Origin of the sequence: Vibrio sp. HI00D65, from assembly GCF_001635455.1 — a bacterium.
In the GTDB taxonomy this organism is placed as follows: Bacteria; Pseudomonadota; Gammaproteobacteria; order Enterobacterales; family Vibrionaceae; genus Vibrio.
The window spans coordinates 1-14,230 of sequence record NZ_LWEH01000235.1; the positions used below are offsets into that span (position 1 = coordinate 1).

A 14,230-nucleotide genomic window follows, 5' to 3' on the forward strand; every position below is an offset into this window, starting at 1 on the left:
ATTAAACCAAGTGCATACTATGTATAATGAAAAGATATTAAAACAACGATTATTATTACTAAAATGAGTTCCTCACATATTCACTATTTGCTTGCCCTTTGCCTTACTGCAATACCAGTTACCTCACTTGCCGCCCTCAAATATAACGCCCAATATTACAGTCCTGATAGTATTGAAGCCGCTCTTGAAGATATGTCCGACCCAGGATTCGAATCGAATTATGGAGACTTCGCTAAGATTCGTTCGCAGCTTTACCAACAAGCAGGAATGCAGAACCAACACCTAAATTCTAGTGAGGTTGACGCGCTAGAAAGGTATCAAGATGATGCCTATCAGCCGATAAGAAAAGGCTTAGCGCAAGGGAGGATGGACTCGGAGACAGAAACATTAATTAATGAAATAGACTCTGCGTTCGAACATGGCATCAAATACAAAGGGACAGTATTTCGTGGGGAGAGCTTACTCTCCGTCTACGGAGAGGCCGTAAAAGTTGGAGATATCGTCAGTCCTAATTCCTACTTATCAACGTCTATCTCGAAAACGTTGTCATATAATTTTCATAATGGGCAACTTTCTCGCTTTGAACTTACCCTTGGTCAACATGGGATGGTGATACCTACGGTACGTGATGATGAACTAGAAGTACTCATCAATAGAAACTCTCTGTTTGAGGTCACGGCTATCAACACCACACCAGAGGGCAATCAAGTGATCTATCGTGAAGTCTCGGCAGAACAAGTCGGCAAACGCCCTATAAAAGATCTCCATTCAGGAGAAAACCTCACTGTGACTGAAGCCTGTATCTACTAGAGAGTTTAACTATTACGCGTTAAGTATTAAGGTAAAGGCTGAGAGCGTTAACTCTCGGCCTGAACTGGCATTAATAAACCTTATGAAAGTCGATCAGCTGGAATGTTAGGTCGCTGATCCAAAAATCACCATCTAAATCGACACCTTTTACGAATCGATTATCACCCATTTCTAGGGTGATAATGTATTTTCCAGCAATCAAGCCCTCAACCATGTAAAAGCCATCGCTTTCTATTTCACTAGAATATTCGGTGCCTTTCTGAATATGTTTAAAATGCAGGTAAGCATTGCTCTCTATATCTCCCTCCACTGTGCCATCCACACCAAACGACACCACCATTTCAATAGGAGCGTGAGTCTGTCCCACTTGCTTAGTATTCACAAACACTGGGTTCTGAATTGGGGTTAAATTGAGGTCTAATGCCCTTTCATCGACATAAATAGGTAGCTTTTCTCTAGCTGGCACACTCGCGAACTCAAACCTTCCCTTCGAATCACTGACAGCACGTTGATCGAGAACCTGTAAGCTGACTCCGGCTATGGGTTGTTTATGATGGTCATACACAATGCCCGTCAGTTTAGAGTGGTTGTATCGATTCCATTCAACAAACTCGCCGATTTCTTCATCAAAGTAGGTTTTTGCGCCAAATTCCGTGGTCATTTCCACGCTATATCTGTCTCCTGTCCCTTCCAGTTTAAACAAAAGGTACGGATTCACACGAGCTTCTAGAGAGGCAGTGACTGAGACCGCTTGTTTCTGATAACGTGCGGAAACGCTGGTGGTCAGCTCTTGAAACATCTTTAGAGGGTCAAGCACGCACTCTTTACAGGCATTTCTCCATGAAAGCTCTGTGCGTTCATGATGCCCAGATCCGTTCACTGTTCCAGATATATTCCATGATGTGTCAGCAAAACCGCTTTTAGCGAGTTCAACAGTATGCAAGTAACTGTCTTGGTAAGTATCTTTCGTATATTGATAATCGCCAGCGTAGGAAAGGAACAGATTACTCGACACTTTGGCGTTCACTTTTGGCTCCACACTTAACTCGTCGTCATCGTTTCTTACCGTTAAAAAGGCGGTGAGATTGGCAAGAGACAAGTTGTATTTGAAAACATCATACTCCATCGACTCTAAAGCCAATTCATCGGTCTTATTAAGCTCAATTGATGCAGACTGTTCGCCACCTAACAAGATATCAAACTCCATGGGGAACCGATTAAAATCGGGTAACCAACCAATATGTCCAGCAAACCAATGTATCGGTAAATATCTGCCCTGAAAACCGAGTAAGTCATTGCCATGCTGCCGTCTGAAAGCACTACCAACGGTAAAGTAATCCGCGAGGCCATATTCTAGAGACACAGCGCCCGCTCGATCCGCACCCTCATTGCCTACCACCTCAACGCCCCACTCATTGCTCGGCAAAAAAGCATCTTCTAACCCAGCAACGGTGATCTCTTCTTCCTGCCACACCCCTTTTGATAAGTAGTAGCGAAACTTAATGGTGTCACCGGGAGAAATGTTGTCTTCTTCAATAACAAAACGTCCAAACTCATCAGAACGATAAGTCCTTTGGTAGATGCCATTAACCAACACATCAATGCTGATATTGGGTTGAGTTGTACGTTCCAATTGTAAGTTGCCGAACTCTGGCTGGCGGTTTCGGTTGGTATAATAGAGCCCGTCTTCAAGAGTTTGGTTAATCGTAAACACGCTGCCATCCAACAATACATGCCCTAGTTCAAGCGAGCCCTCACCGTCGTTCGTCTCAACCGTGATGTTGTAATAGACGATTGGCTGGTCTTCTCTCGAATCGATAGATAATCGGGATAAGGAATGTTTGGTACTTAGAATAGTATCGGAAATGGCATAGACATCACCGCCCTCTTCACTATCGTGATATACAGACGTTGCTACTCGTGTCGCTAAACCCACCCCAGCAAGGGGCTCGACCGCTGGCACGTTAGAGGCTCTTTTTAACTCCTCCGCTTTCTTACGGGATTCATTTTTGATCTTTGAGATCCCCGCTTCCAACTCGGTCAAGGAGCTGAATTCTGGCGACACGGTTAGCCGATAGTCATCAATGTCCCATCGGACTTTGGCAGGGATACACGCTTGTAGACTGTACCAGTGGATATAGGTTTCAGACTCAATCACTTCAAACTTAATTGATTGGATATTATTGTCATCGCGATTATTGTTTTCATCGCGATAACAGGCGGCTTGCTCGGTATCGACAATATAGGGAGGAGACTCTCTAGCCACATCTTGCGGCAGGTAGATTTCACAATAACCCACGTCATCGCACTGCCCGTTCATCTCTAATAGCGAAAAAGCCGCATTGGATATCGATATGAACGGCTCTTCGTAGTCATCCATCATGACACGATAAAAGCTATCACCGGCTTGCCCTACTCGCACCTCTATATGAGCAGGATAGAGTTCACTCGCCTCGCTTTCCTGTTCTGACTGCGAATAAGCGACAAATGGTAGCAAAGAGCAAAGCAAGATAAGTCGACATAACAGGTGCTGGAACATGTATCTTATCGTCACTCAAACGAGCGCATAAGCACGGACAACATACAGCTCAAGTTATAGAACACATTCGTGCAAAGACTCGTCGTTTTGAACTAGTGAAATCTTTGAGCCTTTTGGAAGCGATTTGGTTAATTCAGCATTACGCAGCAACACCACCTTTTCGCTGTGTTCGTCGACATTCAGTTTGGCGCTGAACTGAAACTTACCATCATTGGTGATCTTGAGGTTCTGTTCATCACATTCAAACTTAACATCTTGGACCTCTTCACCTTTTTGTACGTAAACCGGCACATAACTGTTGATGTGGAAGTTAAGCTGGAACGCTGAACCATTGTTAGATCGTACCTTTCTGGACAGGTCTGGCGGTGAGGCTTCGGGCGCTTTCGCTATCGGAGAGAACCATAGATAAGCACGATATTCACCGTCAGGCATGTCCGCAGGTAAGGCGTTCATACGCAGGCGAACGGTGCGTCTTTGGTTGGGTTTGAGTTCACGAATAATCGGTGGTGACACTTTAATCCAATCAGCGATGTTTTCAGACTCAGCAATTTTGGCATCGGTACGCACCAGCCCACTCGCCTTTACTGATCGGTAGATGGGTTTTATCTCTAGTCGAATCGGTTCATTTGAATTGTTTTCCACCACAATTTTCTCCGTGACTGAGGTATCAGCATCTAGGACAAAGCGAGTCGGTGCGATAAGGAGTTGAGCGTAGGCTTGTGCAGTGAAAAGTAAGCCGAAAAAGCATGAGATAAATAACTTCATTTATAATTGACCTCAAAAGGGATAGTACTGGTATAAAGGCCAGCAGGATGATTAGCGCCAATTTTCACTTTTGCACCAATACACAGAAGTTTGCTTCTCCCATTCCCTTTAATTTTCGCTCGGCCTCTCTTAGATAAGCCACAGCCAAAATAGAATTTCTTTATACGAAGACGTTTCGATTTTTGAGAATGGTTGAGATATTGATTAGAAGGGAGCGAAACCACGATCTTTTTTCCCGGCTCACCTTCAACATAAAAACGAACCACGTAAATCTGATCATTGGCTGGATTAGCATCGGCATTTTGTCCAGAACCAGAGATATACATACCAGGAAATTTCACTTCCATATTTTCAGGAATTATTTCCAGAGCATAGAACGGGCTTGAATATAGAGTCAGTCCGATATACATCACGTATTTAACTACGCATTCAAATAGAGAGTTCATAGTAAAAGCGGCTGCTCTATCACAGCCACAATATTATACTAGTTTTACTTAATTATTGGTAAGTAACATCAACTGCAACGTTTGCAGTATAAGTACCAGCTACCAGTGTTGCACTTGAAGTACGAGCCGTACCACCAATATTAAGATCAGCAGTACCACCAGTTAGAGTTATAGCGTTGTTAAAATCAAACTCAGCAGCGATCGTATTTACACCGTTAACTAAGTTAGTATCAGAAATACTTACCGTCACCGTATCACCAGATTCGCCTGAAAGTGTAAACGCCGCAGCTCCTGCATCACCTTGAGCAACAACAATATCTATTGTGTTATCTGAAGTGATGATACCGAAATCTAAATCACTCGTTTTTGTCATTGTAATCGCTTGTTTTACTTCTAGTGTTGCATCAAAAGTGTCACTCACAGCAAAAACGTTTGCTGAAGAGATAGAAAGTGCAGAGACAGCAACAACCTTAAAGACTTTATTCATTTCTTTAATCCTTTATATAAAATCGGCTTTATTATTAGGGTTACCTAATAGTCAACCAGAGTTAACAATTAAGTAACAACAATCCTATTTGTAAAACATATATATTGACACTTATTTATAAAGAAATGGGACGCAGTGAGAATAAGATCACGCAAATTGATACAAATAACACTAAAAACGACAATGATATTAGATAATTTCATACAAAAATATATAAAACTTGTTTTACATCCTAATCAGTCAATTAATCCATTTATTTAATCAAGCACACTTAATTTTTAGAATATAACAAAAAATACAATACGAGATAAATTTGAAGTAAGACGAAAAAACGGCATATATAGTTCATCATATTGTAATAAATTCTCAAATTTGAAACAATCTAGAGAAAGCTCAACCTTATAATAAAATTGAAATAATAACTGACCAGAGGTTCAATTATTTTACCTCACTATTGATGGTGTATTAAAAATAAGACATATTAAATTATCTATCATCATTATTTATTACGGTGATTAAGACTATTAAATACTATCTAAAAAGGAGAATAATTTGAAATTAATGACTGATTCTGTGATTTGCTCTAATGTCCTATTCGGTTCCATTTCTCAAGAGCTTCAAATACAGCAAGGCGCATATACTGAAAGATTGATGTACGGCAGATACAAGCAGTAACAAACCCTCCATAGACTCAGAACCCTTTGGCTGTCTATGGTTGACTCGAACCTCCAAATTGTGCACGCTTCGAGTGCTTTAACCGCACCACTTGGTTGATCCATCTTGCCAACAAATAACCAATCTAAGATACCCAGTCCCCGATTTCAGTCTAATTGAATAGGAATGCAGCACTTTCCTGCAATTTATTTGTGATCTGGGTTGCACGCGTACCGCATACTATCAGATACTGAACAAAACTAACCTTCAGCCACAGTACACAGTTACCCGTAGACTGTTCAGGAAATTCAATGAGTTCAGATAATCAGCCAACCTACTTCTTTTTCGATTACGAGACATGGGGCGTGAGCCCAGCGAAAGATCGTCCAAGTCAGTTCGCCGGCGTTCGTACAGACCAAGATTTTAATATTATTGGTGAGCCATTGGTCATCTACTGCCAACCTCCTGCTGATTATCTACCTGCACCTGAAGCTGCGCTTATTACTCGAATTACTCCACAAAAAGCCGTGTCTCAAGGCCTACCGGAACCAGAGTTCATCGCTAAGATCCATGCTGAACTTGCAAAGCCAAACACCACAAGCCTTGGTTACAACAGTATTCGATTCGATGACGAAGTAACGCGATACACCTGTTACCGTAACTTCATTGATCCATACGCATGGAGCTGGCAGAACGGTAATTCTCGTTGGGATTTGTTAGATGTGATGCGTGCCGTACACGCGCTGCGCCCAGACGGCATTGTTTGGCCAGAGAATGAAGAAGGTTTCCCGAGCTTCAAACTGGAACACCTATCTGTGGCAAATGGCATTGAACACGAAAACGCGCATGACGCGATGGCCGATGTTATTGCAACAATTGAACTCGCGAAAAAGCTGAAAGCCGCACAACCTAAGATGTTTGATTATCTCTACAACATGCGTCACAAACGTAAGTTGAACGAATTAGTTGACATCGTAAACATGACACCATTGATGCATGTGTCAGGCATGTTTGGTCGTGACTGCAATTACACAAGCTGGATTGTTCCTATGGCGTGGCACCCTACCAATCAAAACGCGGTGATTGTTGTCGACCTAGCAAAAGACCCAAGCCCGCTACTCGAACTTGATACTGATGAGCTCAGAGAGAGGCTTTACACCAAGCACAGCGACCTAAATGAAGACGAGCTGCCAGTGCCAATTAAGCTGGTTCAACTCAACAAGTGCCCTATTCTAGCGCCAGCCAAAACGTTAACCGCTGAAAATGCTGAAACCATTGGTATTGATCGTCAGCAGTGTTTGAAGAATCTGGCGATCCTACGCGAACACCCAGAAATTCGTGAAAAATTGATTAGCTTATATTCACAGGAACGTGAGTACGAAAAGAGCGACGATGTAGATACCCAACTATACGATGGCTTCTTCTCACCGGCGGATAAAACCGCGATGAACATCATCCGTGAGACTGACCCAAATAACTTAGCAGCGTTAGACATCACCTTCAGTGACGAGCGCATTAAGCCTTTGTTGTTCCGTTACCGAGCACGTAACTTCCCATGGACGCTAGATGAATCCGAGCAACTTAAGTGGGCAAACCATTGTCGTGAGTTCTACGAAGGTCGCTTAGAAGAGTATATGCTCAATCTAGAGAACCTCGCACACGAACATGAAAGTGACGAGAAGAAAATGGCTATCTTAAAAGCGGTGTATCAATACGTAGAAAAGCTAGCTAGTTAACCCATTATCGAGAGGTGTAAACCTTGAAAGAAAGATTGATCAAACTCGTTTATTGCTTAATCTCCTTCACCTTAATCATAGGTGCTCTCACTGCAGGCAACGCGTTACAACAATACTTAGACACCTCAATCCCAGGCAGTATTTTTGGCATGTTAATTCTGTTCACTGCCATGGTGATTGGTATTGTGCCGGCACACTGGGTACAGCCTGGTGCCAGCCTAATTATTCGTTTGATGATTTTACTGTTTGTCCCGATCAGTGTCGGGCTTATGGAACACTTTGACATGCTGATCGCTAACGCACTGCCGATTATGGCGAGTGCAGTGGGTGGCACGCTCATCGTATTAGTCTCTTTATCATGGTTCTTAGACCGCTTGCTAGCGAGAGGTAAATAACCATGTGGATTCTATTAACTATTATAGTATTTCTGTTTGCTCGTTGGGTAAGTCAGAAAGTAAATTCCCCTCTATGTAACCCGCTGCTAATTAGCATTGGCATCATTATTCCAATCCTGATGTTCTTTAAAGTCCCTTTCGAGACTTACTACGCAGACAACACTTGGATTACGTACATGCTTCAGCCAGCGGTTGTTGCCCTAGCTTATCCGTTATATGAGCAGCTACCTCAAATTCGAGCTAACTGGCGAATCATTACCTTTGCATGCACGCTGGGTAGTGTGATGTCGATGACGACAGCAGCAATGATTGCCGTCGCTTTCAAAGCCGACCTAAGTTTGATTGCGAGTCTATTGGGCAAATCAGTCACCACCCCTATTGCGATGGAAGTATCAAGCCATCTTGGTGGTGAAGCGGCGATTGCTGCAATACTGGTTCTTATCGTTGGACTATTTGGGGCAATTTTTGCTTACCCTATCTACAATCTAATCGGCATTAAGAGCCCTATTGCTAGAGGCTTAACCATGGGCACGGTTTCTCACGCGTTAGGTACGGCAACTTGCGCTGAAAAGAACCAAGAAGATGCGGCTTTCAGTTCACTGGCGTTAGTGCTTTGTGGCGTTATCACCTCAATAATCGCACCTAGCGTGTTTAGTATGGTGGTCTGGTTCTATTCCTAGCCTATACGCCAACAACCCGATTAAGCCCAAGCCTAGCCCTGTCGATATCAGTGTTTGCTTGGGCTTTTTATTGCCATTTATCCAGCTAAAAACCGACTATTATGAACAATAAGTGCGATATCAGCTGTAAAAATGGTCCTTGCAATCGATTTCAAGTGTGACCTCACTCTAATTATGCAAACCAATGTAACAACAACACTACAATAGCGATCATTGTCACAGAAAATTCCTGAGCATTGCATAAACTTAAAGCCTAAGGTCAATTAAGGATTCAACATGAACAGTCGTATTACCCTGGCGCTGGAAAGTGCTCCATCATCAATGAAAGCGCTTTTAAGTGACATCGTATTAGCAGACAACTTTGACGCGACATTGTCTCCAGAACAGTTCTCTAGCCTACTTCAAGCAAGTGGTTTAGCGGATGACGAACTACGTATCGCACTACTTCCTTTTGCTGCTGCGTATTCATACGCACCGTTATCTGACTTTTACGTTGGTGCAATCGTGCGTGGTTTGTCTGGTACTTTGTACTTTGGTGCAAACCTTGAAATCGCTGGTGCACAACTTGGCCAAACCGTACACGCTGAACAATCGGCAATCAGCCACGCTTGGATGAAAGGTGAGCGCGGCATTTCAGACATCACAATTAACTTCAGCCCTTGTGGTCACTGTCGTCAATTTATGAATGAGTTGACTACAGCGAAAGAGCTTAAAGTTCAGCTTCCGCAGCGTGATGAAATGTCGCTACAAGAATACCTACCTGATTCATTTGGACCTTCTGATCTTGGCGTAACAACAGGCTTAATGTCTGAACTCGACCATAAGTACACGACGGAAGAGACGACTCCTATTGTAGTTGAAGCATTAGCAGCGCTTAACCGCAGCCATGCGCCATACACTAAAAATTTAAGTGGTGTGTCACTACAGCTAACAACTGGTAAGATCTTTACGGGTGCTTACGCTGAAAACGCAGCATTCAACCCTAGCCTTCCGCCGCTACAAGTTGCGTTAATTCAACTAAAACTTGCAGGCTTCGACTTTGAACAAATTGAAAGCGCAGCATTGGTTGAAATCGCTGAAGGTAGCATCAGCCACCTAGCGGATACACAATCTACATTAGAAGCGATTAATCCCGACATTCCAGTGACTTACTTAGCAATCTAAGTACATCTAATTAACAAACTTTTAAATAATCAGCCCATTTTTATAGGGCTGTTTTTTTATGCTTGTAATTAACACCACAACCAAAGCAAACGTTTGCTTTTGTCATCTAAATAAGTATGATCACCCCGTTTTCAATCAATCGTTCAAAAGATCGGAAGGAATTTCTATGTTTGGTACTGCTACTCGTGAAAATGCTACTCGTGTACTTCTACTAGGTTCAGGTGAACTTGGCAAAGAAGTGGCTATCGAGTGCCAACGTTTAGGTTTGGAAGTTATTGCTTGTGACCGTTATGCAGATGCACCTGCTATGCAAGTTGCGCATCGCAGCCATGTACTAGACATGTTAGATGGCGATGCACTTCAAGCCACCATTGAACTAGAAAAACCAGATTACGTGGTACCAGAAATTGAAGCTATTGCCACCAGCAAGTTGGTAGAGCTTGAAGCACAAGGCTTGAATGTCGTTCCAACAGCTAACGCAACTAAGCTAACGATGAACCGTGAAGGTATTCGTCGTCTGGCGGCAGAAGAACTGAAGCTAAGCACATCCCCTTACCGCTTTGCAGACACCTTTGAAGACTTCGCTGCCGCAGTTGAATTTGTCGGTATGCCTTGCGTTGTTAAACCAGTAATGAGCTCTTCAGGCAAAGGGCAGAGCGTTATAAAAACCGAAGAAGACATCCAAAAGTCGTGGGAATATGCACAAGAAGGTGGTCGTACTGGCGCTGGGCGTGTAATCGTTGAAGGCTTCATCGACTTTGATTATGAGATCACTCTTCTCACTGTTCGTGCAATCGACGGTGTTCATTTCTGTGCACCTATCGGCCACCGCCAAGAAAACGGCGACTACCGTGAATCATGGCAGCCACAAGTTATGTCAGACAACGCTCTAAAAGCGGCACAGTACACGGCAGAGCAAGTGGTTAATGCTCTAGGTGGTCATGGTATCTTTGGTGTTGAGTTGTTCGTTAAAGGCGACCATGTGACCTTCAACGAAGTATCCCCTCGCCCACACGATACTGGTTTGGTGACATTGATGTCTCAAGACTCGTCAGAATTCGCACTTCACGTACGCGCATTTACAGGTATGCCTATCAAATCAATTACTCAGTATGGCCCTTGTGCGTCTGCAGTAATCCTTGGGCAAGGCACATCAACGAACATCCGTTTTGAAGGCCTAGCAGAAGCGCTAGAGGTACCACAAACACAAGTTCGTCTGTTTGGTAAGCCAGACATCGATGGTCGTCGTCGCCTTGGTGTTGCACTAACACGACGTAAAAGCACAGAAACCGCGATTGAAGATGCAATCAACAGCGCGTCGAAGGTAAAAGTGATTTACTAATCAGCTTCTTAGATCATGAATCTTAACGAGCAAAAAGACGGGCCATGCGCCCGTCTTTTGATTCGTGTTATCACTTAGAAAGTAAACTGAACCTAGACTTCCGATTCAATCAAATACACTTCCTCACTGAATCGAGACAACCCTTTCTTAGCAATCTTAGGGTGCTCGTCGTCTGCAATATCTTGGTTCAACAATGTAATCTTGTAACCCGCAAACAACTGATCGATTTCTAGTTTAGGTACGCTAAACGGAGGGCCTGCCATTTCATCTTGGTCGTAGTCTAGCGTTACAAGTAGGATCTTGCCGCCTGGCTTAAGCAGTTGCTTTAAGCGCTCTACATATCGCACACGCATTTCTGCAGGCAAAGCGACTAGAGAAGCACGGTCATAGATAATATCGACAGGCTGAATTGGCGCAGTGAAGTAATCCCCAGTGTAAACACTCAACTCATCAAATTGATAAAGCTCATGCTGGCCGTTAATTTGAGTTACGGTTGGTGTGTAAAAATGCTCAGAGAAAAAAGCTCGAACCGCAATCTGGCTCAATTCCACACCTTGAACGTCTTCATGATTAGACGCAAGCCATATCAGATCTTCACTCTTGCCACATAGAGGAACAAAGACACTCTTCTCATAGCTAGGCTCAGTTGCTTTCCAAAACTCAACCAAAAGTGGGTTTACATCTTCAAGGTGGAAACCAATTTGGTTGGCTGCCCATTTATTGTGCCAAAATTCAGGATTATTCATCTTTCGTTCATGTTAAACAGTCATAATGCAAGGGTACAGTATAGAGAAGTAAGAGCAACCTTAGCTTGGCTTAAAGTGGCAAAATGGTTTCGAATACAACCAGAAACTGGCTAGGTTCAAAGTTCTTAAAATTGCGGAACAAACGCTTGGATTATTTGTCTATATGTTCACATTTTAAAGCAATATTAAACGTTAAAGTTGGTTTCTGTCTTAGCTAGCCCCATTTAATATGTAGTGAGTTTAGTTAAGCTTTTTTACTCTTATGCGTTACTGGTTACCCCTTTTAACTACCCGTTTTGTAACCTTGTATTTTGGAGTTTGAATGAGTGTATTTCTCCGTACGACGGCCCTAATGCTTCTAGTATTGAGCCGAGCGCCTGCATTCGCAGCAGCACCTGTTTCAACGAGTTCAACTGATCAATCGCGCACAGCGCCTTCGCAAAACCAAGTTTCATCAAACGTATTCCGCCACAGCCTAAGCGGCCTATATGGCATCAAGGCATTCGACTCGCGTCCAACTCAGCCTTATACCGACTTCGACATCCTTTACAGCAAAGCTCACCAAGCTCAAGCAGAGCTAGAGACAATCTGTAAAAGTACTGCTCTTCTCACTAATTCAGATGCACTGTTTGCTGGTGTTAAATCTCAAGCTCGCGCTCAAGAGAAAATTGAATTAGAACTGGATGGTGACAACACAAGAATTACCGACCTAGCTCGCGCAACAATCATCGCTAATGATGTAGAGAGCCTAGTTGAAGTGTACGAAGCACTGAGCCGAGAAGCGGACGTGGTAAAAGTGAAAAACAAGTTTAAGTCACCCGCTGATTCTGGCTACCGTGACCTTAACTTACTGGTTCGCTTACCAAAAACTAACATGATCGCCGAGGTTCAACTTCACTTAAAAGCGATAGCAGATGTGAAAAGTGGCCCTGAACATGAGCTATACGAGATCATTCAAGGTATTGAGCGTCATGCGATTGCTGAAAAGCGCCCAATCAACGACATCGAAGCTGCGCAAATTAACAGCCTAAGACGCCAATCTTTAGAGCTGTACCAACAAGCATGGCAACCATACATTACGACCCATATTAAAGCGGCATAACATCAAACTTACCGCCACTACAAAACAAAAACGAACAAGGGCTGCACTCGCAGCCCTTTTTAATTTCAACGTATCTCTTATCAATCATAAGCGAACGCTATTCGTGATAGTACTCCTGAGAGCGTTCATACAAGTCCAATGGCTTTAAGGTACTATAGAAAGCCGCGACATCCTGTAAATCCTTATCAGATAGAGACTTCACGACTGACTGCATGTATAAATCCTGACGTACATCACTTTTAAAATCACGCAATTGTTTAAGGATGTAGCTGGATATCTGCCCCTTAATATTCGGGTAAGACTGCACTAAAGGGATGACCTTATCACCATGACACCGGCTACATAGGTTGTCAGCGAGCTTTCTCCTGCCGTCAAGTTTGGTATGTAAGGTACTGTTTTGTCACTTTGTATAGTCAGTTTTGGCGAAAGCTTTTCCACCGTTGCAGTGTTTTCGTCAGTACATGCGGAGAGTGACATTACAGCAAATAGAGCGGTGTATCTAAATTCAATTAGAATTAACTATCGTTCAGGAGAACTGAACGATGATTAGAGATTATGCGAGATGCGAGATGCGAGATGCGAGATGCGAGATGCGAGAAGATAAAAAGATTGAAAACAAGTGGCAAGAATAAATACTGTGATATAAACAAAAAGACCACGCTATGCGTGGTCTATTGCTTGGCTACTTCTCGATTTTAATATTTTCGACACGGGCCTTTAGTTTTTGTCCCGGTCTAAAAGTAACAACACGTCGAGCAGAAATTGGAATGTCTTCACCAGTTTTCGGGTTACGACCAGGTCGCTCGTTTTTCTCGCGAAGATCAAAGTTACCAAAACCAGACAGTTTTACCTGTTCGCCATTTTCAAGCGCTTTACGAACTTCTTCGAAAAACACTTCAACCGTTTCCTTGGCATCCCGCTTGCTGTATCCGAGTGTCTCAAACAGGTTCTCAGCCAAATCGGCCTTCGTGAGTGCCATAAAACTTTCCTCAAAGCTATGTTAATCATTGCTACTATCGCCAGTAGCGCCAAAGCATTTACCCTATTCAATCAATGAGATAAGGTCGTTTACAAGGAAAGTGTATGCCAAGCTTCTGATTTTCGCCAACTTTTTTATCTCAACTGTCAGATTATTCTTTCAAATCAAAAAGATAACTCGCTCTTAATTTCACATATATGGCTAAAAAACATCTACTTAACAGCTATAAAATAGAACTATATTCCATTCACCATTAATAAATTGGAATTTAAAACTTTACCAGTCTATATGATGATTTTTGAGATTTTTCTCTGTTCCCCAATAAAATCAGCCACTTGATTTGATATCCATCTCAACAGAGGTTATGAAATAATCATTATTAAAT

The 14,230-nt window shown here is 42.9% G+C and carries 13 protein-coding genes and 1 pseudogene; 7 read left to right on the forward strand and 7 right to left on the reverse strand.

From position 1 onward, the window contains the following. Positions 1 to 63: 63 nt before the first annotated feature. Complete coding sequence (locus tag A3712_RS16505) at positions 64 to 810, forward strand: ADP-ribosyltransferase (protein ID WP_063524313.1); 747 nt, start codon at positions 64 to 66, stop codon at positions 808 to 810. A 70-nt stretch (positions 811 to 880) separates the two neighbouring features. Here A3712_RS16505 and A3712_RS16510 read toward each other — a convergent pair whose 3' ends face one another. The 4 genes from A3712_RS16510 to A3712_RS16525 form a co-directional block, all read right to left on the reverse strand. Further along, positions 881 to 3,349 carry a carboxypeptidase-like regulatory domain-containing protein gene (locus A3712_RS16510; protein WP_063524314.1) on the reverse strand — a complete coding sequence of 823 codons (2,469 nt, stop codon included), beginning with the start codon at positions 3,347 to 3,349 and terminating at the stop codon, positions 881 to 883. A 54-nt stretch (positions 3,350 to 3,403) separates the two neighbouring features. Further along, positions 3,404 to 4,114 (reverse strand): fimbrial biogenesis chaperone, encoded by a 711-nt coding sequence (locus A3712_RS16515; protein ID WP_063524315.1) that lies wholly within the window; start codon positions 4,112 to 4,114, stop codon positions 3,404 to 3,406. Continuing rightward, on the reverse strand, positions 4,111 to 4,524 hold the full coding sequence (locus A3712_RS16520; protein WP_443083601.1) for a DUF4402 domain-containing protein: 414 nt from the start codon (positions 4,522 to 4,524) through the stop codon (positions 4,111 to 4,113). The genes A3712_RS16515 and A3712_RS16520 overlap by 4 nt, the downstream gene beginning before the upstream one ends. A gap of 88 nt (positions 4,525 to 4,612) precedes the next feature. Continuing rightward, entirely contained in the window at positions 4,613 to 5,047 is a 435-nt protein-coding gene (locus A3712_RS16525) for a DUF4402 domain-containing protein (protein WP_063524317.1), read from the reverse strand. 965 nt (positions 5,048 to 6,012) lie between these two features. On the opposite strand from A3712_RS16525, the gene sbcB reads away from it, so the two are divergent. From sbcB to purT, 5 genes are all read left to right on the forward strand, one after another. Continuing rightward, positions 6,013 to 7,437: an exodeoxyribonuclease I gene (gene sbcB / locus A3712_RS16530; RefSeq protein WP_063524318.1), complete on the forward strand. Its 1,425-nt coding sequence runs from the start codon at positions 6,013 to 6,015 to the stop codon at positions 7,435 to 7,437. 23 nt (positions 7,438 to 7,460) lie between these two features. Beyond that, on the forward strand, positions 7,461 to 7,832 hold the full coding sequence (locus A3712_RS16535; protein WP_008217481.1) for a CidA/LrgA family protein: 372 nt from the start codon (positions 7,461 to 7,463) through the stop codon (positions 7,830 to 7,832). 2 nt (positions 7,833 to 7,834) lie between these two features. Continuing rightward, on the forward strand, positions 7,835 to 8,512 hold the full coding sequence (locus tag A3712_RS16540) for an LrgB family protein (RefSeq protein WP_063524319.1): 678 nt from the start codon (positions 7,835 to 7,837) through the stop codon (positions 8,510 to 8,512). Positions 8,513 to 8,788: 276 nt separating this feature from the next. Beyond that, positions 8,789 to 9,676: a cytidine deaminase gene (cdd, locus tag A3712_RS16545; protein WP_063524320.1), complete on the forward strand. Its 888-nt coding sequence runs from the start codon at positions 8,789 to 8,791 to the stop codon at positions 9,674 to 9,676. A 166-nt stretch (positions 9,677 to 9,842) separates the two neighbouring features. Then, positions 9,843 to 11,018 carry a formate-dependent phosphoribosylglycinamide formyltransferase gene (gene purT / locus A3712_RS16550; protein ID WP_063524321.1) on the forward strand — a complete coding sequence of 392 codons (1,176 nt, stop codon included), beginning with the start codon at positions 9,843 to 9,845 and terminating at the stop codon, positions 11,016 to 11,018. A gap of 92 nt (positions 11,019 to 11,110) precedes the next feature. On the opposite strand, the gene A3712_RS16555 is transcribed toward purT, so the two are convergent. Next, positions 11,111 to 11,764 carry a thiopurine S-methyltransferase gene (locus A3712_RS16555; RefSeq protein WP_063524322.1) on the reverse strand — a complete coding sequence of 218 codons (654 nt, stop codon included), beginning with the start codon at positions 11,762 to 11,764 and terminating at the stop codon, positions 11,111 to 11,113. A 322-nt stretch (positions 11,765 to 12,086) separates the two neighbouring features. Here A3712_RS16555 and A3712_RS16560 point away from each other — a divergent pair, with 322 nt between their 5' ends. Continuing rightward, a complete protein-coding gene (locus A3712_RS16560) occupies positions 12,087 to 12,866 on the forward strand; it encodes a RelA/SpoT domain-containing protein (RefSeq protein WP_063524323.1) in 780 nt (259 codons plus the stop codon). A 97-nt stretch (positions 12,867 to 12,963) separates the two neighbouring features. On the opposite strand, the pseudogene A3712_RS26875 reads toward A3712_RS16560, so the two are convergent. Continuing rightward, positions 12,964 to 13,343 (reverse strand): annotated as a pseudogene (locus A3712_RS26875) (c-type cytochrome). Between the two features lie 205 nt (positions 13,344 to 13,548). Further along, positions 13,549 to 13,845 carry an integration host factor subunit alpha gene (ihfA, locus tag A3712_RS16565; RefSeq protein ID WP_004734853.1) on the reverse strand — a complete coding sequence of 99 codons (297 nt, stop codon included), beginning with the start codon at positions 13,843 to 13,845 and terminating at the stop codon, positions 13,549 to 13,551. Positions 13,846 to 14,230: the final 385 nt, after the last annotated feature.

What these genes read in the sequence shown, in the direction of transcription:
- A3712_RS16505 (WP_063524313.1), top strand. Translation starts at nt 64, where the DNA reads ATGAGTTCCTCACATATTCACTATTTGCTTGCCCTTTGCCTTACTGCA.
- A3712_RS16510 (WP_063524314.1), bottom strand. Translation starts at nt 3,349, where the DNA reads ATGTTCCAGCACCTGTTATGTCGACTTATCTTGCTTTGCTCTTTGCTA.
- A3712_RS16515 (WP_063524315.1), bottom strand. Translation starts at nt 4,114, where the DNA reads ATGAAGTTATTTATCTCATGCTTTTTCGGCTTACTTTTCACTGCACAA.
- A3712_RS16520 (WP_443083601.1), bottom strand. Translation starts at nt 4,524, where the DNA reads ATGTATATCGGACTGACTCTATATTCAAGCCCGTTCTATGCTCTGGAA.
- A3712_RS16525 (WP_063524317.1), bottom strand. Translation starts at nt 5,047, where the DNA reads ATGAATAAAGTCTTTAAGGTTGTTGCTGTCTCTGCACTTTCTATCTCT.
- sbcB (WP_063524318.1), top strand. Translation starts at nt 6,013, where the DNA reads ATGAGTTCAGATAATCAGCCAACCTACTTCTTTTTCGATTACGAGACA.
- A3712_RS16540 (WP_063524319.1), top strand. Translation starts at nt 7,835, where the DNA reads ATGTGGATTCTATTAACTATTATAGTATTTCTGTTTGCTCGTTGGGTA.
- cdd (WP_063524320.1), top strand. Translation starts at nt 8,789, where the DNA reads ATGAACAGTCGTATTACCCTGGCGCTGGAAAGTGCTCCATCATCAATG.
- purT (WP_063524321.1), top strand. Translation starts at nt 9,843, where the DNA reads ATGTTTGGTACTGCTACTCGTGAAAATGCTACTCGTGTACTTCTACTA.
- A3712_RS16555 (WP_063524322.1), bottom strand. Translation starts at nt 11,764, where the DNA reads ATGAATAATCCTGAATTTTGGCACAATAAATGGGCAGCCAACCAAATT.
- A3712_RS16560 (WP_063524323.1), top strand. Translation starts at nt 12,087, where the DNA reads ATGAGTGTATTTCTCCGTACGACGGCCCTAATGCTTCTAGTATTGAGC.
- ihfA (WP_004734853.1), bottom strand. Translation starts at nt 13,845, where the DNA reads ATGGCACTCACGAAGGCCGATTTGGCTGAGAACCTGTTTGAGACACTC.